This window comes from Paenibacillus alkaliterrae (genome assembly GCF_021532375.1).
Classification (GTDB): domain Bacteria; phylum Bacillota; class Bacilli; order Paenibacillales; family Paenibacillaceae; genus Pristimantibacillus; species Pristimantibacillus alkaliterrae.
The window spans coordinates 1-17,978 of the sequence record NZ_JAKGAP010000060.1 but is presented as its reverse complement, the minus strand read 5'-3'; the positions used below and the strand labels follow the sequence as shown (position 1 = coordinate 17,978).

The 17,978-nt window shown below is 49.6% G+C and carries 12 protein-coding genes and 2 pseudogenes; 3 read left to right on the top strand and 11 right to left on the bottom strand.

Features of this window, described 5'->3' with window-relative positions:
• Positions 1-115: 115 nt before the first annotated feature.
• From L1N85_RS20880 to L1N85_RS20870, 3 genes are all read right to left on the bottom strand, one after another.
• Entirely contained in the window at positions 116-1,702 is a 1,587-nt protein-coding gene (locus L1N85_RS20880; RefSeq protein ID WP_235240982.1) for a helix-turn-helix domain-containing protein, read from the bottom strand.
• Positions 1,696-3,546: a sensor histidine kinase gene (locus L1N85_RS20875; RefSeq protein ID WP_235241001.1), complete on the bottom strand. Its 1,851-nt coding sequence runs from the start codon at positions 3,544-3,546 to the stop codon at positions 1,696-1,698. Before L1N85_RS20875 ends, L1N85_RS20880 begins: the two co-directional genes overlap by 7 nt.
• A 150-nt stretch (positions 3,547-3,696) precedes the next feature.
• On the bottom strand, positions 3,697-5,640 hold the full coding sequence (locus L1N85_RS20870; protein ID WP_235240981.1) for a glycoside hydrolase family 127 protein: 1,944 nt from the start codon (positions 5,638-5,640) through the stop codon (positions 3,697-3,699).
• 161 nt (positions 5,641-5,801) lie between these two features.
• Here L1N85_RS20870 and L1N85_RS20865 point away from each other — a divergent pair, with 161 nt between their 5' ends.
• Together L1N85_RS20865 and L1N85_RS20860 are read left to right on the top strand one after the other, a co-directional pair.
• On the top strand, positions 5,802-6,692 hold the full coding sequence (locus tag L1N85_RS20865) for a helix-turn-helix domain-containing protein (RefSeq protein WP_235240980.1): 891 nt from the start codon (positions 5,802-5,804) through the stop codon (positions 6,690-6,692).
• A 223-nt stretch (positions 6,693-6,915) separates the two neighbouring features.
• A pseudogene (locus L1N85_RS20860) lies at positions 6,916-7,029 on the top strand (GMC oxidoreductase); the annotation flags it as partial.
• Positions 7,030-7,503: 474 nt separating this feature from the next.
• Here L1N85_RS20860 and L1N85_RS20855 read toward each other — a convergent pair.
• The 7 genes from L1N85_RS20855 to L1N85_RS20825 form a co-directional block, all read right to left on the bottom strand.
• Positions 7,504-8,439 (bottom strand): glycoside hydrolase family protein, encoded by a 936-nt coding sequence (locus L1N85_RS20855; RefSeq protein ID WP_235240979.1) that lies wholly within the window; start codon positions 8,437-8,439, stop codon positions 7,504-7,506.
• Positions 8,440-8,473: 34 nt separating this feature from the next.
• Positions 8,474-9,298 carry a carbohydrate ABC transporter permease gene (locus L1N85_RS20850; RefSeq protein WP_235240978.1) on the bottom strand — a complete coding sequence of 275 codons (825 nt, stop codon included), beginning with the start codon at positions 9,296-9,298 and terminating at the stop codon, positions 8,474-8,476.
• Positions 9,295-10,176, bottom strand: coding sequence for a carbohydrate ABC transporter permease (locus tag L1N85_RS20845; protein ID WP_235240977.1), 882 nt, complete (start codon positions 10,174-10,176; stop codon positions 9,295-9,297). The genes L1N85_RS20850 and L1N85_RS20845 overlap by 4 nt, the downstream gene beginning before the upstream one ends.
• 70 nt (positions 10,177-10,246) lie before the next feature.
• Positions 10,247-11,542 (bottom strand): ABC transporter substrate-binding protein, encoded by a 1,296-nt coding sequence (locus tag L1N85_RS20840; protein ID WP_235240976.1) that lies wholly within the window; start codon positions 11,540-11,542, stop codon positions 10,247-10,249.
• A 113-nt stretch (positions 11,543-11,655) separates the two neighbouring features.
• Positions 11,656-13,167, bottom strand: a complete 1,512-nt coding sequence (locus tag L1N85_RS20835; protein ID WP_235240975.1) for a response regulator transcription factor — start codon at positions 13,165-13,167, stop codon at positions 11,656-11,658.
• Positions 13,168-13,171: 4 nt separating this feature from the next.
• Positions 13,172-15,007 carry a cache domain-containing sensor histidine kinase gene (locus L1N85_RS20830; protein ID WP_235240974.1) on the bottom strand — a complete coding sequence of 612 codons (1,836 nt, stop codon included), beginning with the start codon at positions 15,005-15,007 and terminating at the stop codon, positions 13,172-13,174.
• 1,235 nt (positions 15,008-16,242) lie between these two features.
• Positions 16,243-16,881 (bottom strand): aspartyl-phosphate phosphatase Spo0E family protein, encoded by a 639-nt coding sequence (locus L1N85_RS20825; RefSeq protein WP_235240973.1) that lies wholly within the window; start codon positions 16,879-16,881, stop codon positions 16,243-16,245.
• 168 nt (positions 16,882-17,049) lie between these two features.
• Here L1N85_RS20825 and L1N85_RS20820 point away from each other — a divergent pair, with 168 nt between their 5' ends.
• Positions 17,050-17,274 carry a tyrosine-type recombinase/integrase gene (locus L1N85_RS20820; RefSeq protein ID WP_235240972.1) on the top strand — a complete coding sequence of 75 codons (225 nt, stop codon included), beginning with the start codon at positions 17,050-17,052 and terminating at the stop codon, positions 17,272-17,274.
• A gap of 121 nt (positions 17,275-17,395) precedes the next feature.
• Here L1N85_RS20820 and L1N85_RS20815 read toward each other — a convergent pair.
• A pseudogene (locus L1N85_RS20815) lies at positions 17,396-17,881 on the bottom strand (reverse transcriptase domain-containing protein); the annotation flags it as partial.
• Positions 17,882-17,978: the final 97 nt, after the last annotated feature.

Genomic DNA, 17,978 nt, shown 5'->3' with positions numbered 1-17,978 from the left:
AAACAACTCCCCTCGTTCATTTTTAAGTACACTTATATTATCGCTAGGAAGCGTATCATCGAACAATTGAATATGTCCACATATCCTTTGTTTTGGTAATTGTTTTTTCGATCCGTTACAAAAACCGTTTTCGGTATTCAGTTGGTGTAATGCCGATATTTTTTTTAAACGCCATGCTGAAATAGTTTGTGTCCGTGAAGCCGACCATGGTGGCGACATCCAATATTCTCAGCGACGAATCGGCGAGCAACTCCTTTGCGCGGTCGAAACGAACTTGCGTGGAAAAATCGGCAAACGTCTCGCCCGTCGCTTGTTTAAACCGATTGCTGAGATATTTAGGGCTCATGTTCAAGTAATCCGCAAGGTTGACCAGGCTCAGTTCCTCCGACAAATGCTCACGAATCCATTCCTTCGCCTGTTCGATCATTCGGTACGATGGAACTTCCTTCGATAAGTGAATAGCCCGGCCGACTTCGGTAAAATAACTTGTCAAAAACCGAATCATTTCGTCGTTCGTACGGCAATTGGACATATCGACGAGCGGATTGGCGTGCAGAAACGTTTGGTTTTTCAACTTGACTTCCTTGAACAGACGAATAACGAACATCACGAGCTGGGATGCTACTAGCTTCACATCGCTCCAAGGCATCGTGCGCAAATTTTCCGACCATTCCCGCAATATGTTTATGACGTTCACCTCGTTGCCTGCGCGCATTTCGCTCAGCAAATATAGCTCTTTGTCGAGCAGTCGGCTGTTCTGCGTCATCGTCACAGCCATTGAAGAATAAGGAATAATTTGCCCTCCACCAACGATGGCCTTATATTCGATCGCCGAGCTCGCTTCATGATACGCTTGGTATACATGCTCCAAGCCTTGGATCGGATTGCTGATGCCGATGCTTATCGAAAGCTTCAAATACTGCGAGATCACGGATCGCAGACGGCAGGCGATATCAAGTAAAACGCTTTGATCCTTGACACTTCCAATCAATAATACGACCCTGCCGGGCGTTTCGCCGAACGTATTAACTTGCTCATACGATTCCACCGCCTCCTCCGCAATCTTGCGATAGGCATATTGATTCAACTGACGGTCTTTGGCTGTAATCCCTTCGATCAGCGAAACAAAATCATCGATGTCGCTGCACAGCACGGCGTAATGACCTGAAGGATTGAGATGGATGCCGCTAGAAGCCAGCTGGTCGAGGCAATGTGCAAGTGGACTTCGCTGCTGCACAAGGTCGATCAACCATTGTTCATGAGCGGCCTTGCTGTAATTGTGCACCTGCCGCTGCAGCTGTTCTACATACTGATTGCTATCCTCCCATTTTTTCACCCTTTCATTCGCTTTGACCAACGCTTTATGCAGCTCCTCGCGAACAACTGGTTTCAGCAAATAATCGGAAGCCTGCAAAGCAACCGCTTCCTTCACCCATTGAAACTCGTCGTAACCGGTTAAAAATATGATTTGCGCATCCTCGTTAACGTTGCGGATCGATCTGGCCAATTCGATACCATTCATCTCCGGAATATTAATGTCAAGCAGCAAAATATCCGGCTGGCACACCTGAAACATTGCCCATGCCGTCGTTCCGTCCTCGGCTTCACCTACCACTTCAATGGCCAACTCGTTCCACAAATCCGATTTTTTCAAACCTTCCCGAATATAATATTCGTCATCGACAATCATCGCCTTCAGCATTGATCACGCCCCCCGGATGAGATTTTAGTCGTACTTCCGATCACCTTACCATCCTTATCCAGAAGTGGGATCCTTATGGAGACGGTCGTATACTTTCCTGCCTCGCTCTTAATTTCAAGGCCATACCCAATATCAAAACGCAAATGAATGCGGTCATGCACATTTTTTAAGCCATAAATTTTCCCCGATTCGCTGACGGTCAGCGCATCGACGATTTCCCGCAGCCGTTCATCCGGAATGCCAGGTCCGTCATCGCTGACGCTGAACTTGATCGCTGTTTCGGACAGCTCGCCCGAGAGCATGATCATTCCCGGGCTTGACCGTCCCTTTAAGCCGTGATGGATCGCATTTTCCACGAGCGGCTGCAACAGAAGTTTGGGCATCATATATTGAGCCATTTCTTCGTCCACCTCGCAAATCCATTCGAATTTACCTTTGAAACGGAACTGCTGCACCTTCACATAGGCGGTAACGTGCTCGACCTCATCGGCCACCGTTATCAAATCGTTTCCCCGATTCAACGTGATACGGAAAAACTTGCCCAACGCGCCGATAACCTCACTCATTTCCGGCTGGTTGTTGGAAACAGCGAAGCCGTTCAACGATTCCAGCGTGTTGTATAAAAAGTGCGGATTGATCTGTGCTTGAAGCACTTGAATTTCTGCTTCCTTACGTTTGAGCAGCGCATCGTAAACTTGATCGTTCAGCTTGCGATTTTCCTCCATCATCCGTAAAAACCTCTCGCCGATTTGACTGACTTCGTCGTCTGCGTTAAATTGATAGTTATGCAAAGATGGTAAGTATTGATTGACGACCATCATCGAACGCAGCATGCTGAGCGGGCGCCTAATTGAATTGCCAAAAAGAAGCGCGAAAATCCAGCCGATAATAAGTACAAACAAAAACGTTTGAATCGTATAATCGCCGATTTCGTTCGCATCCTCTAACAGTTTCGAATCCTCGATCATTGAAATCATGCTCCAGCCGGTTCTTTCATTGATGACTGAAGCGCCGAAGTACTTTTTGTCATCCCCTAGTACTTGCTGCTTGGACGTTGTGAACTTTTGATGGCGCAGCTTGTCCACGATTTCATGCTCTCTAATCGGATCCTCCGATCGGGGCATATGGTACATCAGCTCGCCTCGGTCATCCCATACGAACAATTGCGATTGCTCCGTCGGGTTTAAAAATTGCAACCCTTTAAAGAAGGCATCTTTATCGATTTCCAGCATGACAAATCCGAGATCTTCAAAATTGCCTCCGGTTTTTTTGAGTAGCTTGACGACAACCATCATCTGAGAATAAGCTTCTTCATTGACGTTGCCAAAAGGGTCCTTGTTGATCCACATAATAGCATTTTTAGTCAACAGATCTTTATAATAACTGTTCGCTTTTTCGGGACTCATCATGTTGCGGGAACCAAATGTGATCGAATCGGTACCGCGGTAAAAATGTTTTTTATCTATACCGTTTTTTGAATAAATTAAATATGACGTTATAAAGGGTTTCGATTGCGTGTAAACATTCATTATTTTAGAAACTTTGTCAACATTACGAAGATAGGCGTAATCATCCATTTTTTTTTCGGCCAAAATGGCTTGCAACTCTTGGTTGCCCAAAATAACGTTTGTTAAATCATTAACGTCACTAATGACTTGATCCATGTAGAGATCCGCCATATTCAACGAAGCTAACGCCTGATTTTTAGCTTTGGAACCGAATTTATCGGCAGTGATATTGTAAAATATAGTACTCAAAATGACCATCGGTATGACGACAAGCGTGGTCGTTAACCAAAAAAATTTGCCACGGATCGTGTTGATATTAATATATTCCCTAAACATGCGGATCACAAAAGCACCTCCGAAACGTTTATGAGCCCTTCTTTGTGATCTAGCATATCACGAACTTGAACGAACATGTCATCCATGTAGTGGTAAATAAATACCCCAGAAGCTGGTTAGACCATCCGCTGGGGAATGAATGTGAGCTTGTTAAACGTGCTCATGAAGCCATACTAGCATTTCACCCGGCTCACGGTTTGCCCAAGCATAATATGGGATTGCTTTTACTTGAACATTTGTGCTGTCAAAAGGAACGGTTGTGTACAAGCTGTTGTCATCGTATGAGGTTTCGTCGGTGCGACATGCACCGCCATTCAGGACAACTACGCCTTCGAGCAACCCGTCTTCATAACTTACCGTAAATTCGCTAGAGGCCGAAACGCGAATGTCGCGCAAGTTGTCGCCGTTATCCGCTTCTTCCAGGCAAAATACGATTGGGCCGCGCTGCAATGCCAGCTTGCCGACATTTTCGCGCACCTTCGGATTGGAGCGCACCTTCTCCACCGTCATCGGCAATACAAGCTCAATCCGGTCGCTATTGTGCCATACTTGTTTGATTTTAGCATACCCTTTATATGTCGCTAAATTGACGGCTTCGCCGTTAATCTTCAATGCTGCGCCTTTGCACCATCCCGGCAAACGGAGGGCGATCGTAAATTCGGCAGGTTGCTCCGCAGAGACCGTCAGCGTAATATGTTCATCCCATGGGTAGTTAGATTGCTGCGTCAATTGTACCTGCTGTCCGCCGATGTTTTGATACGCATTGCCGCCGATGTACAAATGGACGAACCATTCCAGTTCACGTTCGTTATACGAATAAATGTATTGTCCAAGCGACGCGATCAAGCGGGCGATGTTCGGAGGACAGCAAGCGCAGCCGAACCAGGCTTGTCGCGTTCTGGCCACCGACCGCAAATCTTCGCGAATGTCGCAGGCGGAAGGCCATACTTCCAGCGGATTGACGTAAAAGTAACTTTTTCCATCCAGCGATATGCCGCTCAATATTCCGTTGTACAGCACGCGCTCCATCACATCTGAATATTCCCGATCCGCTTCGATTTGCAGCATACGGCTCGCCCAGAACATGAGGCTGATCGATGCGCACGTTTCCGTATAAGCCCGGTCGTTCGGCAAATCATAATCCACGGTGAATGATTCCCAGTATTCGTTCGAGCCGACGCCGCCGGTAACGTACATTCTTTTGCGGGTCACATTTTTCCATAGCTCTTTGCATACGTCCAGCAGCTCGAGGTCGTTGTATTCCGCGGCGAGATCGGTCGCGCCGCTGAACAAATACAATGCGCGGACGGAATGGCCTTCGGCCGTCTTTTGCTCTCGCACCGGCAAGTGCGCTTGAAAATAATCAGCTTTCCTTCTGGCTACCCGATGCTCTGTTCGCCCGGATTCCTCGATATCGAAAAAGTATGGCTCTTGGCCGCGTTCCTCAACAAAATAACGGCTCAGCTCTAGGTAGTTGTTGTTGCCGGTTGCATGATACAGTCTGACCAACGCAAGCTCGATTTCCGGATGTCCGTCGTAACCCCGGATTTGCTCGGGCTTCGTTCCGAACACATCCACCATATGGTCGGCGTAACGGCTCATGATATCGATGATTTTCCGTTTTCCCGTAGCCTCATAATAAGCTACGGCTGCTTCGATCAGATGCCCTGCACAATAAAGCTCATGATCGTCACGCAGATTTGTCCACTTTTTCCCTGGTTTAGCTACCGTAAAATACGTATTCAAGTAGCCGTCATCTTGCTGCGCCCGCTCCAGCAAATCGATTACACCGTCGGCAATCGCCTCGAGCTTCTCGTCACGCTTGACGGACAAGGCGTATCCGACGGCCTCCAGCCATTTGGCCAAATCGCTGTCCTGGAACACCTGTCCGTAATAATCTGCCTTCAGCTCGCCGGCCGCAATGCGGAAATTTTCTACCGTGTGGCTCGGCTCGGAGTCAAGGATTTCGTCATTCAATGCATCCCACTGGTAAGGAATCACCGTTTCGCGAACGAGCTTTTGCCTTTTCGCCCAAAAAGAGTCGTCGATCGTTACATTTTTTATCGGTATCGCATTCATATGCTTTATCATCATGTTGTTCCTCCTCTGGTCAATTCACTTGATTTGTCTATTATGATAGCATCGCTGTATCGGCTTTGTCGGTAGTCCAATAACAATATTAGGTGGACAAAACTGTCTTACCGGATTAGTCTGTACTTGGACAATAATTTCCGGAAGCAAGGCGGGATACCAGCATGCGATTGTTAAAAACGAACATTAAAATGCCTCTTGAATTCGTCTCGGCGGGGCAATTCGTGACTGACGTTCCGTGGACGCATTCGCAACGGACGATCGACAGCTTTGAGCTTATCATTGGCGTGAAAGGAACCTTGTACATGCAGCAGTACGACGAAAAATACGAAGTTCGTCCGGGTGATGTTCTTCTGCTGCTACCGAACCGCATCCATCAGGGATTTGCCGCAAGCGGCAAAGACACCTCGTTTTATTGGCTCCACTTTTTGTGCCCGGACGCTTTCCACATTGCTGATGAAGAATTCCGCGAAGAAATGTATATACTGCAAACCAATCCGGAATCGCACCGAATCAACACGGCCATCTACATCCCTTTATTCTCAACGCCATCCGGCATCGAAAGATTGAATATTTTATTCCATCAACTGCTTCACATCGCGTATTCAGATTATTCGTCCCGTTATGCTGCCGGATATATGACTACTTCGCTTCTACTCGAGTTATCCGAACAGACCATATCCGGTCTTCGCACGACCATAGAGCAGACGCCTTCGGATAAAAACTTGGCAAATATCTTGGAATGGGTACGTATCCATGCCATCGAACCGATCAGCGTAACGGCGCTTGCCGATAGATTCAATTACAACAAAGATTATTTGTCGAGGTTTTTCAAACGGAAAACGGGGATGAATTTGCAGGAGTACATTCACGCCTTAAAGCTTTCGAAAGCGAAGGATTTGCTGGTGCACACTCGGCAAAGCATCAAAGAAATCGCCTATGCAGTAGGCATCGCGGATGAGAAATATTTCATGCGATTATTTAAAAAATACGAAAAAATAACGCCCACGGAATTCCGTAAGGCGTATTATATGACGCATTTGAACAAACAGTAGGGAGTGTTATAAAACTTGTGCATCCTAATTAATAAATGACTACCTATAAGCTCAGAATCAGTCCTATGGCGATCTCGGATATTTTTGCAAGCTTCAATTTCTGCTCCTCACTTCTCCATTAATCTATCATTTATGTCGAAAAAAATGCTCTATTTCGTTAAGCTAATCTGCTGTTCGAATGGCCATAGCAACCGTAGTCAGTGTAGAATTGACTGCTCCAATGGCCGGAACGTGCCGCATGTGGGATGATCCATCTATTTCTGCAACCAATCGGTATGGTCAAGTCCATAATGTTCCTGGTCTTTATATCGCCGATAACAGTGTGCTGCCTCCTATAGCGACAGAGATCTGGCGGTAATTCAACAGATGACGTCAAGCCTTGTATCAAGCTTCCGCTAGACGAAGTATGGGAAACACCATTCTAACGTCTTTTTCAGTTCCATCATATTTCTGGCCAGAGCTTTGAATACACGACCCTTCGATTTAGTGGTGAATGCCCGGGCCCCAAGTGAACACCGAGAGCGGGAAAGCAGTTGGGGTTACGGTGATGAGTCCCGACAAGAAACGTATGTTCTCAAAGCGAAAACTGTCGTTTTATCGACAGGTGCTCTGGAGACACCGATTAACTCTCAGGAAAAAAATTCATTTTTGCAGGAGTCCGTAAAAATGCATCTTTCCATTCCTGTCGTTGAAAATTTTCGTGTAATCTTGACTGATTTATTGAGACAGGAGAAGTTGAGTCCGGCGGATACAAAGAGCGAAGGGCCGATCCGACAGCCATACGGCTGCAGGACCGGTCCTTCTTGGGCTGCTATTCCTCCGGGAGAAGCTTCAGCTCGAACGGTTCGTCGCGGCGGCAGACGAGCATGCCGTTCTCGACCTCAAGCTTAGCGGCCTGGATCGAGGAGCGCCTGCTCTCGTAACGCTGCTCCTGCCCCTCCTGGTTGAGCGCACCGTATCTGCCGGGATGCGTGAAGTAGAAAATATACGCTTCATCGCCCTGCACAACCACATCCGCATGCAGACCGATCCCTCCGTCATCCTCGCGGCTTCCCGGCTGATCGAGAATGAGGCCGTTCCGCTCCCACTTGTCCAAATCGTCTGAGCGGTAGACGCCTTGGCCCCTCCATTCGTCGACGATCATCCAGTAAGAGCCTTTGAACCGGAATACGTTAGGTCCTTCGTGGCTCCGCCCCGTAATGACCGGACCGATAACCTTCCATTCGTACAAATCGGGACTGTCCGCCGCATAGGTTGCGGAGCCGTTGCCCTCGTCCTTGTACCACATGCGGAAGCCGCCGCCGGGCAGCGCATGAATGCACGAGTCGATTACGCGGTCCGAGCTCAGCTTGAGCTTGGACTGAAAGGTCCAATCAAGCAGATTGGAGCTTGTATAGTGCATAACGTCGCGGCGGTGACCCGGCCAATCGGACGGCACTCCCTGAATATAGCTGACATACATATGGTAAACGCCGTCGTGATAAAAAATCTCCGGAGCCCAGAACGTATTCCGGCCCCACTCGATGTCCAGCCCCTGCAGCGTGCCGCGGTATAGCCAGCTCTGCCCGCCGTCGAGGGAAGAGGCTACCCCAAGATCGGTTCCGTGCACCCATGAAAATTTCGGTCCCTCGGCAGTGGCCCGGCGATTCGTATAAATCATCCACCACTCTTTGGCTTCTCTGTTCCAGATGACAACCGGGTCGGCTGCGCCGTCGTAAATCGGATCGCGGAATAATGGTGCGTTCATCGTTGTATCGTCCTCTCAGGTTAATTTAACCGGCTTATCCCTTCACGGCTCCGCCGACAATTCCTTTCACGATCTGCTTTTGCATCAGGATAAAGAAAATGAAGATCGGAATAAGCACGATTACCGTCAAGGTCATGAATAAAGGCCAATCGACGGCGAACTCTCCCTTCGCTTTATACACCTGCAGCACAAGCGTTGCATTATCGGACGAATTGAGGAACAGCATAGGCGCCAGAAAGTCGTTCCATACCCACATCGTCTGATAAATAATCGCCGTTACGGTAATCGGCTTGAGCAGCGGGAAGATGATCCGCCAGAAAATGCCGCTTACGGTACAGCCGTCGATAATCGCCGCCTCGGGCAGCTCCTTCGGAATCGTCTTCATGTAGCCCATCATCAGGAAAAAGACGAACACGGCCCCGCCCATGTAGATGAAGATAAGCCCGTACAGCTTGTCGATCATCCGGAAATCCGTCATCAGCTCGAACAGCGGAATCAGCGTCGTCTGGAACGGAATGAGAAAGCCCGCCAGCAAATAGCCCATAATAACTCGGCTCAGCTTCCCCGGATTAAAGACGATCGGATAGGCGGCCATCGCGCCGATCAGCACCATTAGAAGCACCGAAACGATCGTAATGACAAGACTGTTGCCAAAGCTTTGCACCAGCGGAATCTCCTTGAACACCCTCGCGTAGGTATCGAAATTCAGCTTCGTCGGCAGGCTCATCGGATTAGCGGCCGTTTCGACTGGCGACTTCAGCGTATTGACAATGATTAAATAAAACGGAAAAAACGTAACAAGTCCGACCGGCAGCATCAGTATGTCCAGCAGCCAGCTTTTGCGGGCGGATTCCGTCATAGCATTTTCTCCTCTCTGCGCTGCATTACGGTCACCTGGAAGTACGTCAGGGCGAGTACGATCAGGAAAAAGACGATCGACATGGCCGAAGCAAGCCCGAACTGCACCTCGGATATGCCGCGGAGCACGATGACCTGCGTGATCGTATGCGTCTCGAAGCCCGGTCCGCCCTTGGTGAGCGCGAACGGAATTTCGAACACCTTAAGCCCTCCGGTCAAGAGCAGCATGACGCTGATCGTCATGGCAGGCGCAAGCAGAGGCAGCGTAATGCTGCGGATTTGCTGAAAGCGCGTCGCCCCGTCGATGGCGGCGGCCTCATAATAATCCTTCGAGATCCCTTGCAGGAAAGCCAGATAAAGCACGGCATGCCAGCCGGCTCCCGCCCAGACGGCCACCATGATCGTCGACAGCTTCGCCAGAAACGGCTCCGAAAGCCAAGGCTGCGGTCCCATGCCGAACAAGTCGTGCAGCACGCTGTTCAGTACGCCCGATGCGATCGGCGACAGGATAAAACCCCATACATAGGCCAGAATAAGGCCGCTCGGAATGGACGGAAAGAAAAAAATCGCCCGGTGAATGTTTCTTGTATAAAAATTCCGATCCAGTACTAGCGCAAGCACGATGGCAAGCAGCGTGGTCAGAACCGTAGTCGAAATCGCGAAGAGCAGCGTGTACGAAATGCCGGAAATAATGGCCGTATCTTTGAATATTTTCAGGTAATTCGTAAGCCCGACGAAATCGTATTCCTTCGAATATCCGTTGAAATTCGTAAGGCTGAAGAAGAACGACTTGATCAGCGGGTAAATCGTGAAGACCGTATAGAAAAATAAAATCGGCAGCAGAAATAGTTGATACTGTAAACCTCTTAGCAGCTTCATCCGGCAGGCTCCCTCCTCTAAAGCAGGGAGGGGGCGGGCGCCCCCTCCGATTGCCTTAAGCAGTCTTTATTTATTTGCTCTCCATCTCTTTCAGCTTCTGATCGAGCGCCTTGGTAACGTCCCCCATCGATCCTTTGCCTACAAGCAAGTCTTGAACGGAGACGACCATTTGATTGCGGAGCGCTTCCTGATGTCTCGGCCAAGAAACCATCGGGAGATAGAATTTGCCTGCGAGCAAGCCTTCTTTATACGCTTTTTCCAGGGCCGGGTGAACCTTGCTCTCATAGCCGTTTACCGTAATGATTTGGCCGGTTCCCTTCTCGAACAGCTCCAGCCCTTCCGGCGTAGAGAGATACTCGACGAATTTCAGCGCGGCTTCCTGATTTTTCGATTTGCTGTTCACCGCAAAGCCTACGTTAGGCGCGCCTGAGTAATATTCCTGACCCGGCTCCACGCCCGGTACCGCCATCATGCTGAACTGCAGCTCCGGATTCGCCTTCTCGATGGCCGGAATATTCCAAGGTCCGCCTTGAATCATGGCTACATTGCCTACCGCAAACTCATTGACAATCTGATCGCCGGTCAGTCCGATCATGCCGGAATCGATGATGCCGTTATCGACGAGGCCTTCCTTCCACAGCTTAAGCGGCTCGGACCAGCCGTCGGCAAACGTTTTTTCGCCGGTGAACAATTTAGCGTCGTACTCCGGATCCTTGGACAGCGTCATGCTCGCCACCAAAGCCCCTTGAATCGTGGAAATGTCTCCAGCGTTGTCATAAAGCGGCATGATGCCCGCTTCCTTCAACTTCAAGCAGAGGTCGATGAACTCCTGCCAGGTTTTCGGCTCTTCCGTTACGCCGACCTTAGCGAAAAGGTCTTTGTTGTAATAGATGCCGCCTACCCAGCCGGCTTGGGAGAAGGCGTACGTTTTGCCGTCGCGGGTGAACATCCCTTTGCTGGCTTCGGTCATTTGCGACATGAACGGCTGATCCGTCAAGTCGAGCGCGTAACCGCCGTCGATCAGCTCGTTGCGGTTTTCCGCCGCCATAATGAACACGTCGGTTGCGGAATTGGACAGCAGCATCGTCTGCAGCTTGGCGATATAATCCTTGACCGGCGGCGCCGTCTGGAAGTCAATCGTGATGTTCGGGTATTTCTTCGTAAAGCCGTCGATGACCGGCTTCATTTCCGTCTCGTTGTTCCAGGAAAGCAGACTCAACTTGACCTTTTGTTCGGAAGCCGCCCCCTCTCCGTCCGCAGCCCCCGTCTGATTGCCGTTCCCGTTATTTCCGTTGCCGCCGCACGCGGACAACATAAGGGTAACGGCCATCATCGCGACAAGCAGCATATAGCTCGTTTTTCTCATGTTTCATTCCCCCTGGCTATGATTGTTGTAAGCACTTTCAATGTTAGGATACCGCATGAGCTGGAGGCGATGAATTTACATTGTTGCACGATTTATTGTATATTGTTGCACGCTTACATTTGCTGATGCCGCTGCGCTCCCGCTCTGTATTCCTTCGGCGAAGCGCCGTAAAACTTCTTGAACGCCTTGCTGAAATGGCTCTCGTCCACAAAGCCCGTCATTTCGGCGATCGCGCTGTTCTTCAAAGCAGTTCCCGCAAGCAGCTCGGCTGCCTTCTTCATCCGGACCTCGGTAACAAACGGCCAATAGTTGATCCCGTACTGCTGCTTGAACAATCGGCTCAGCTGGTATTTGTCGATACCGAATGCGGCTGCGACGGTCTGAAGCGACAGATCCTCGGCGAGATGGAGCTCCGCGTACCGCTTGATCCGCCCGATCGTCTCCTCCGTCATAGCCGCCGCCGGACTCGTATCGTCCGCAATTTCGCCGATTAAGGAGCGGAAAAAACGTTCAAGCCCGTCGGCCGTGCCGTATGTCCTCAGTCTGTCCAAAGGCACTCCGGCATATTCGGCGGGCAGCCGGTTCGACCGTTTCAGCATCTGCTCCGTCAGAATCATATAATGGCCTGTAAGCTCGTAAACGCGGTAGGGGCTAAGCCTCAGGATGGCGAACTCCCGAAACAGCTCGGATACAAGCTCCTTTAAAGCTTCGCGTGAAAAGGAAAGGGCGATTTTCTCCTCGAACGCCTGATCGAACTTCTGGTAGTGAGCCGCCGTCCATTGTCCGGGCGTTTCCTTCTCCGAATAAGCATGTACCGCAGCTTTCGAGTAGAAGGCTGACGCCGCCGCTTGCAGGCTCTGCAGAACTAGCTCAGGCAGCAGGGACGGATCATCGCCGATGCCGCCGACTCCGATTCTGACGCCGGCATCCGCTCTAAGCCCGTCAAACGACTCCGCTGCCTGCCGGCTCAGCTGCATCACCTCTTCCTGAAGCCAGAGGCCGCCATTTCCGAGGATGACGGTGCAGCCCTGCGTATAGGTATGAAACGGAAGAGGTATCGCATGCGGCGCATGGCGATTGATCGTCTCCTTGACCGCGGCCGCTTCCGGCGCGATTCCCGATACGGTCAGCACGGAGTAGCTCCGTATTCCAAACGTCCGAAAGGCGGATTGAACGGCCGCGAGCGCCTCCGGCTGCATGGACTCCCCTTGCTGAAGGCCGGCGAGCACAGGCTCCAGCGATTTTTCACGCTCCTCCCTGATCTCTCCGATCAGCTCCTTCAGTGCCTCTTCAAGCGCCGCCGAGTCGACGGGCTTAAGCAAATACTGCGCAACGCTCAGCCTCAGCGCATCCCGGGCATACTCGAACTCGTCATACGTGCTCAAAATAACGGTTTTGGGCTTGCGAGGCAGCGATTGCAGACGGGTTAACGCCTGAATGCCGTTCATATAAGGCATTTGAATATCGATAATCATCAAGTCGGGCAAATATTCCTCTGCAAGCTCGGCCGCTTCCTTCCCGTCGTAAGCATGCTTGATCTCCGTGATGCCGAGCGCCTCCCATTTCATTACCTTATCCAAAAACGTATGCAGCGATTGCTGATCGTCCGCTATAAGCAGTTTCATGAGCTTACTCCTTTCGGTCAAATGCCGGTTCGCCGTGAATTGGAAGCAGGATCGATATCGAGGTGCCTTTTCCGGGCCGGCTGCGGATTTGGATGCCGTAATCCTCCCCGTACTTCAGCTTAATTCTCTGTCCCACATTGTACAGGCCGATATTGTCCGACTTCTGGCCTTGGCTGTTCACATGCTGGTTCAGCCGTTTAACCTCGGAAGGCTCGATCCCCCGCCCGTTATCCGCGATGACTAGCAGCAGCCCTTTGCGGCCGGTGACGGCTGTGATCCGGATCTTCCCTTCCCGGACATGCTCGCCGAAGCCGTGGCGGATGGCGTTTTCGACGATCGGCTGCAGGGTTAGCTTCGGGATGCGGCAGCGGAGCACGCTCCGGTTCGGGATATGGAAGGAAACCGAGATGCCTCCGTTATATTTTTTGTTCAAAATATACAGATAATCGTTGACGTTGTTGATTTCCCGCTCCAGCGCCACCTCCTCCTCCGACCTTTTCATCGAATACCGGAACAGGCTGCTGAGCGACAGGACGATGTGATTCGATTCCTCCGTGTTGCCGCAGACGATTTCCGTTTGCAGCAGCTGCAGCGTATTAAATAAAAAATGAGGATTGATCTGGGATTGGAGCGTTTTCAACTCCTCCTCCTTCAGGCTGATTTGAGTCAAATAGTTCTGCTTGATGAGCAGGTCGATGCGGCCCATCAGCTCCTTGAACTTGTTCCCGATATGATTAAGCTCCCGGTACCGGTACTCCCGCGGCTTCACGTACAGGGAATCGTCCTCCCCCATCCGGTCGAGCGCCGCGAGCAGCCGCCGCACGGGCAGCGATATGCGCAGCGTAATCAGCAGGCTGATCAGCGTATTGGCAATGAGGCACAAATATAGCAGACGGGTCAAATTCGATTTGAGAGGCTGCGATTGCGCCGTAATGTCGGACATCGGCACGGTCGCGATCATTTTCCAGCCGTTGACGGCCGTGGGCTGATAGATAACCAGCGTCTCCGTCCCGTCGATCGTTTCGGTAAAATGGCCGGCGGCCTGCTCGTACAGCTTCTCCTCCGAGGGAAACTGCAGCGTCTCGCCGATTCTGGCGCTGTCCTTATGAACGATAATGTTGCGGTTCTCGTCCACAAGGAAAATGCTGCCCCGGTTCTGATAGGTGCTCTGCTCGAACATGCCGTTGATTTTGCCCAAATCCAGATTCGCAATCACGGCGCCGAGCGCCTGCCCCTGGTACCCCTTCACCTGCAGGACGACAGACAAAGTAGGCTGGTTGTAACGGGTAAAGTTGGTTTCGAGGTAATAGTCCTGCTTGTGCACGCCGATACTGAAGAAGCTGCCTTCCCGGTGTGCGCGGAACGTATCCTGTACCCAGTCCTGGGTAAGGAACGGGAAATCCCACTGCAGCGTTTTGCGGCCGTCCAGATTGTTGATGTAGCCGGTTTTCCCGATCATCAGCACATCGCTGATCAGCGTTTGGTAGGTGCTTACGCCATGGGCGATTTCCGCGATGTTCCGCTCATGCTGAAGCCTGCTCGGGATTTCGATCTTGTCATGCTCCTTCATCATCGTGATAACGGAATAATTGCCGGCCAGCATGACTAGCGAGCGCTTCGACTCCTCCAGATTGAAGCTGAGCCCAAGCGCCGCCTGCTCCATCACTTTGTTGCTGGAGCGGATGATTTCGTCCGTCATCATTTTAGTGGAATCCTTGATCGACAAATAGCCGAGCAAAAGCAGCAGCAGGACGTTGACGAGCAAATAAGAAATCAGGATCGTCCTCACGATCGTTCGGTCCAAAAACGTATGCCGCAAAAACTGAGCCGCTTTCTTCATGTTGTCACCTTCCCCGACCTTCGGGCTAGTCGGACTAATTCCCCCGGTCATGTCATTTAGAGGTTATTATAGCATTACTCGCTGATGAACCGTACAAACGCTATATGGACGATTTGGACTGTCATTGAGATGTAACGAACTGCACAATTCTAATTTGGGTGTAAAGCTGCCGGAAACTGTTCATTTTCGGGTAATAACGTGCGCTGAGTTCGGTAATAGTGAAATTCGTTGTTTGGAGATCGATTAGCGTGAAGCAGATTCGTTAGCTCTGGGTATTTTCATGTGTAATTGAGTAGCAGGGGGCGGCTAGCCCCCGAGCTCTCACACCACCATACGACAGTCTGTCTAACAATTGATTGTTGAGCACGCTTTAAAACTTGGATTTATGCAATTTTACTCAAATAAACGTTACGCATCTTAGATATCGAATGAACTCGGTTTCTGAAGAGACGTATGAGCTCCTTTACTCCCTTTATATTGACCATTCTCTTGAGATTATAGGCAAGACAAATCAGATTGGTCTCAGGCCTACTGATGCCAACCTCGTGTTAAAAAGTATGTATTGCCCCAGTGACGTTTTATTGTTTCGAAGGGGTGCTCAACAATGGCCGCTCTTTGCCTATAAATCTGACTTTGACTGCGCGTATTTTTGCAATCTTTTCAATTACTTCTTCGTCCTTCAGCGTAAGCGTCAAATAGCCAGTTTTCACAACGCTAACGATGTCTAATGTCATAAAGCTTACTTAATGACACAGTAGAAAGACAATTCTAACCTGAATGTCAAAAGGCGAATTATCTCATTTTGACATATGTCATCAAAACACATTTTGAAATGCTTTTCTGATTGAACTTAATCCTTAGCGTGGTTTTTTCGCGTTTTGCTAGGGGTACCCCATGTAATGACTGCTTAGCGTACGATTTTTTCCGTTTCGTGAGGTGACCCCATAATGATTGTAGAAGAGTTCTTACATAGGAGTTCTTCTTTATTTTATAATGGTGGAAAAACAATCGAGGGACGAAATGACCGAACCAATCAAAAAAACCGACCTATACAACGACGGCATATGCCAATGTAGGGCCGCGATGAAGGGAAAGCATATCACATTCAATAAGACACTACTTGCCAGTCACCACTTTACCGTTATGACTGGTCGAAATCATACTGGAGAGATGAAAAAAAAGATTACCGTATTGAAAGCCATCGCAGTTTGCAAATGGTCTGTACCTGAAATTAATCATTGCTTGTGTCCCGGCTGCTGCATATGGGCAATCAGGTCGCTCAGGTATTGATCCGTAATTCGGGTCAAAAAATGACCCATCCGACCGCACAAAATGTTTTCAATTACCCAAGCCTTTCGCGTCCACCATTCGTACGTTTTCCCCGACTCTTGCGATGCTTCCAGATACTCATTTGTTTCGCTGTCGGTCACCTTATTGAAAAGCCGCACTTGGTTGTATATGTTTCTCCGTTCTTGCTGGACTAGCCGCAGCAGAAACACAAAAAAAAACGTAGATTTTTTCATCAACTCCGGCGTGGAAAGCTCAGCATAATCGGCAAAAAAAAACGAATCGAGCACAAGAGGCTCCTGACTCCCATCGATAGGAACGTCAATCGAAACCACCGTCATCTGACAAAACGTGCAGTAGTACTGGTCTGCATCAAACACAAGTGCTACATGACAATAAGGGCATGTTTCCATTAACATCTTCCCTTCCTGCCTTATCCGTTTCTTTACGCTTTCATGGTAGATATTAAGCAATCTGTCGAGTCTTTGGGACTGCTCTAAAACCAGCGGTGTATTGAAACCGTACTGTAAGGCTAACTGATGCATGCTCGACCGGGCTTCTTCAATCCGCTGCAGAAGATCGTTCATTTGCCCATCCCCCTCTCTCTAGCCTTAAAACTTCAAATGATGATGATCGCCCATCGGAGGGATATCGCTTGTGGTAGTTTTAAGATTGAAAAAGCCATCGCTCACCCGTCTGCTTCAACGGCAATGCAGTACGTTGCTTCCGTATGACGGAAATGGGGAGCTCCCCATTTGCGACATACAAAAGCGATGCATTTATTACAAGCCGGAGTTAATTTGATCTATATTCGGGATCTTCTAGGGCATGTTGACATTGCAACAACGGAAGTTTACGCTCGGGCGGATACGGAGTTGAAACGAAAAGCGTTGGAGCAGGCCTATCCTAACATGGTGTCGGAGGGGTTACCGCAATGGAACCAAGATGAAGATCTCATTTCCTGGCTGACCAGCCTCTAACTTGAACCGATATTATGCAAAGTAAACTAAGCTAAGATCCTGATGGATATTGGGTTTGTAGCGATTTACTTTGCATAATACTTTACTTTTCATAAGGAGGATTATGCTAAGCTTTGCATAATCCTCCTTGCGGCGCTCCTTCCGTCGTCGGCTTAACCAATCCATTCTCCATGACGCCCGATTGCAGGTATTTACGGATAAGTAAGAGTACTTTCTTGTCCTTCACTTTCTCCGAAATTTTCATCATTAGACGGTCATGATTGACGCGGTCAAAGAATTTCTCCAAGTCCAGATCGACCACGAATCGGTATCCTTCTTTCATGAATGCTCTTGCTTTCCTCACTGCATCATGTCCGCGCCTTTTAGGGCGGAAGTCGTAGCTATGTTCGGAAAACTGTGGATCAAACAATGGGTTTAACACCTGTGCGATTGCTTGCTGAAGCATGCGATCTGTCACGGTAGGTATACCTAGCATCCTAATGCCTCCGCCATTCGGTTTCGGGATTTCGACCCGTCTCACGGGGTTAGGCTGGTAGGTTCCTTCTTCTATCTCCTTGCGTATCGTCGACCAGTTTTGTACGATGTGTTCGCGTAAGGATTTTACGGACTGATGCTAGACTAAATAGTAGACACAGATTAAGCTAGATTCAGAAGATGAATTGGGGGAACTGTGTCAGATGAAGAAACCACTGTATGATGAAGCG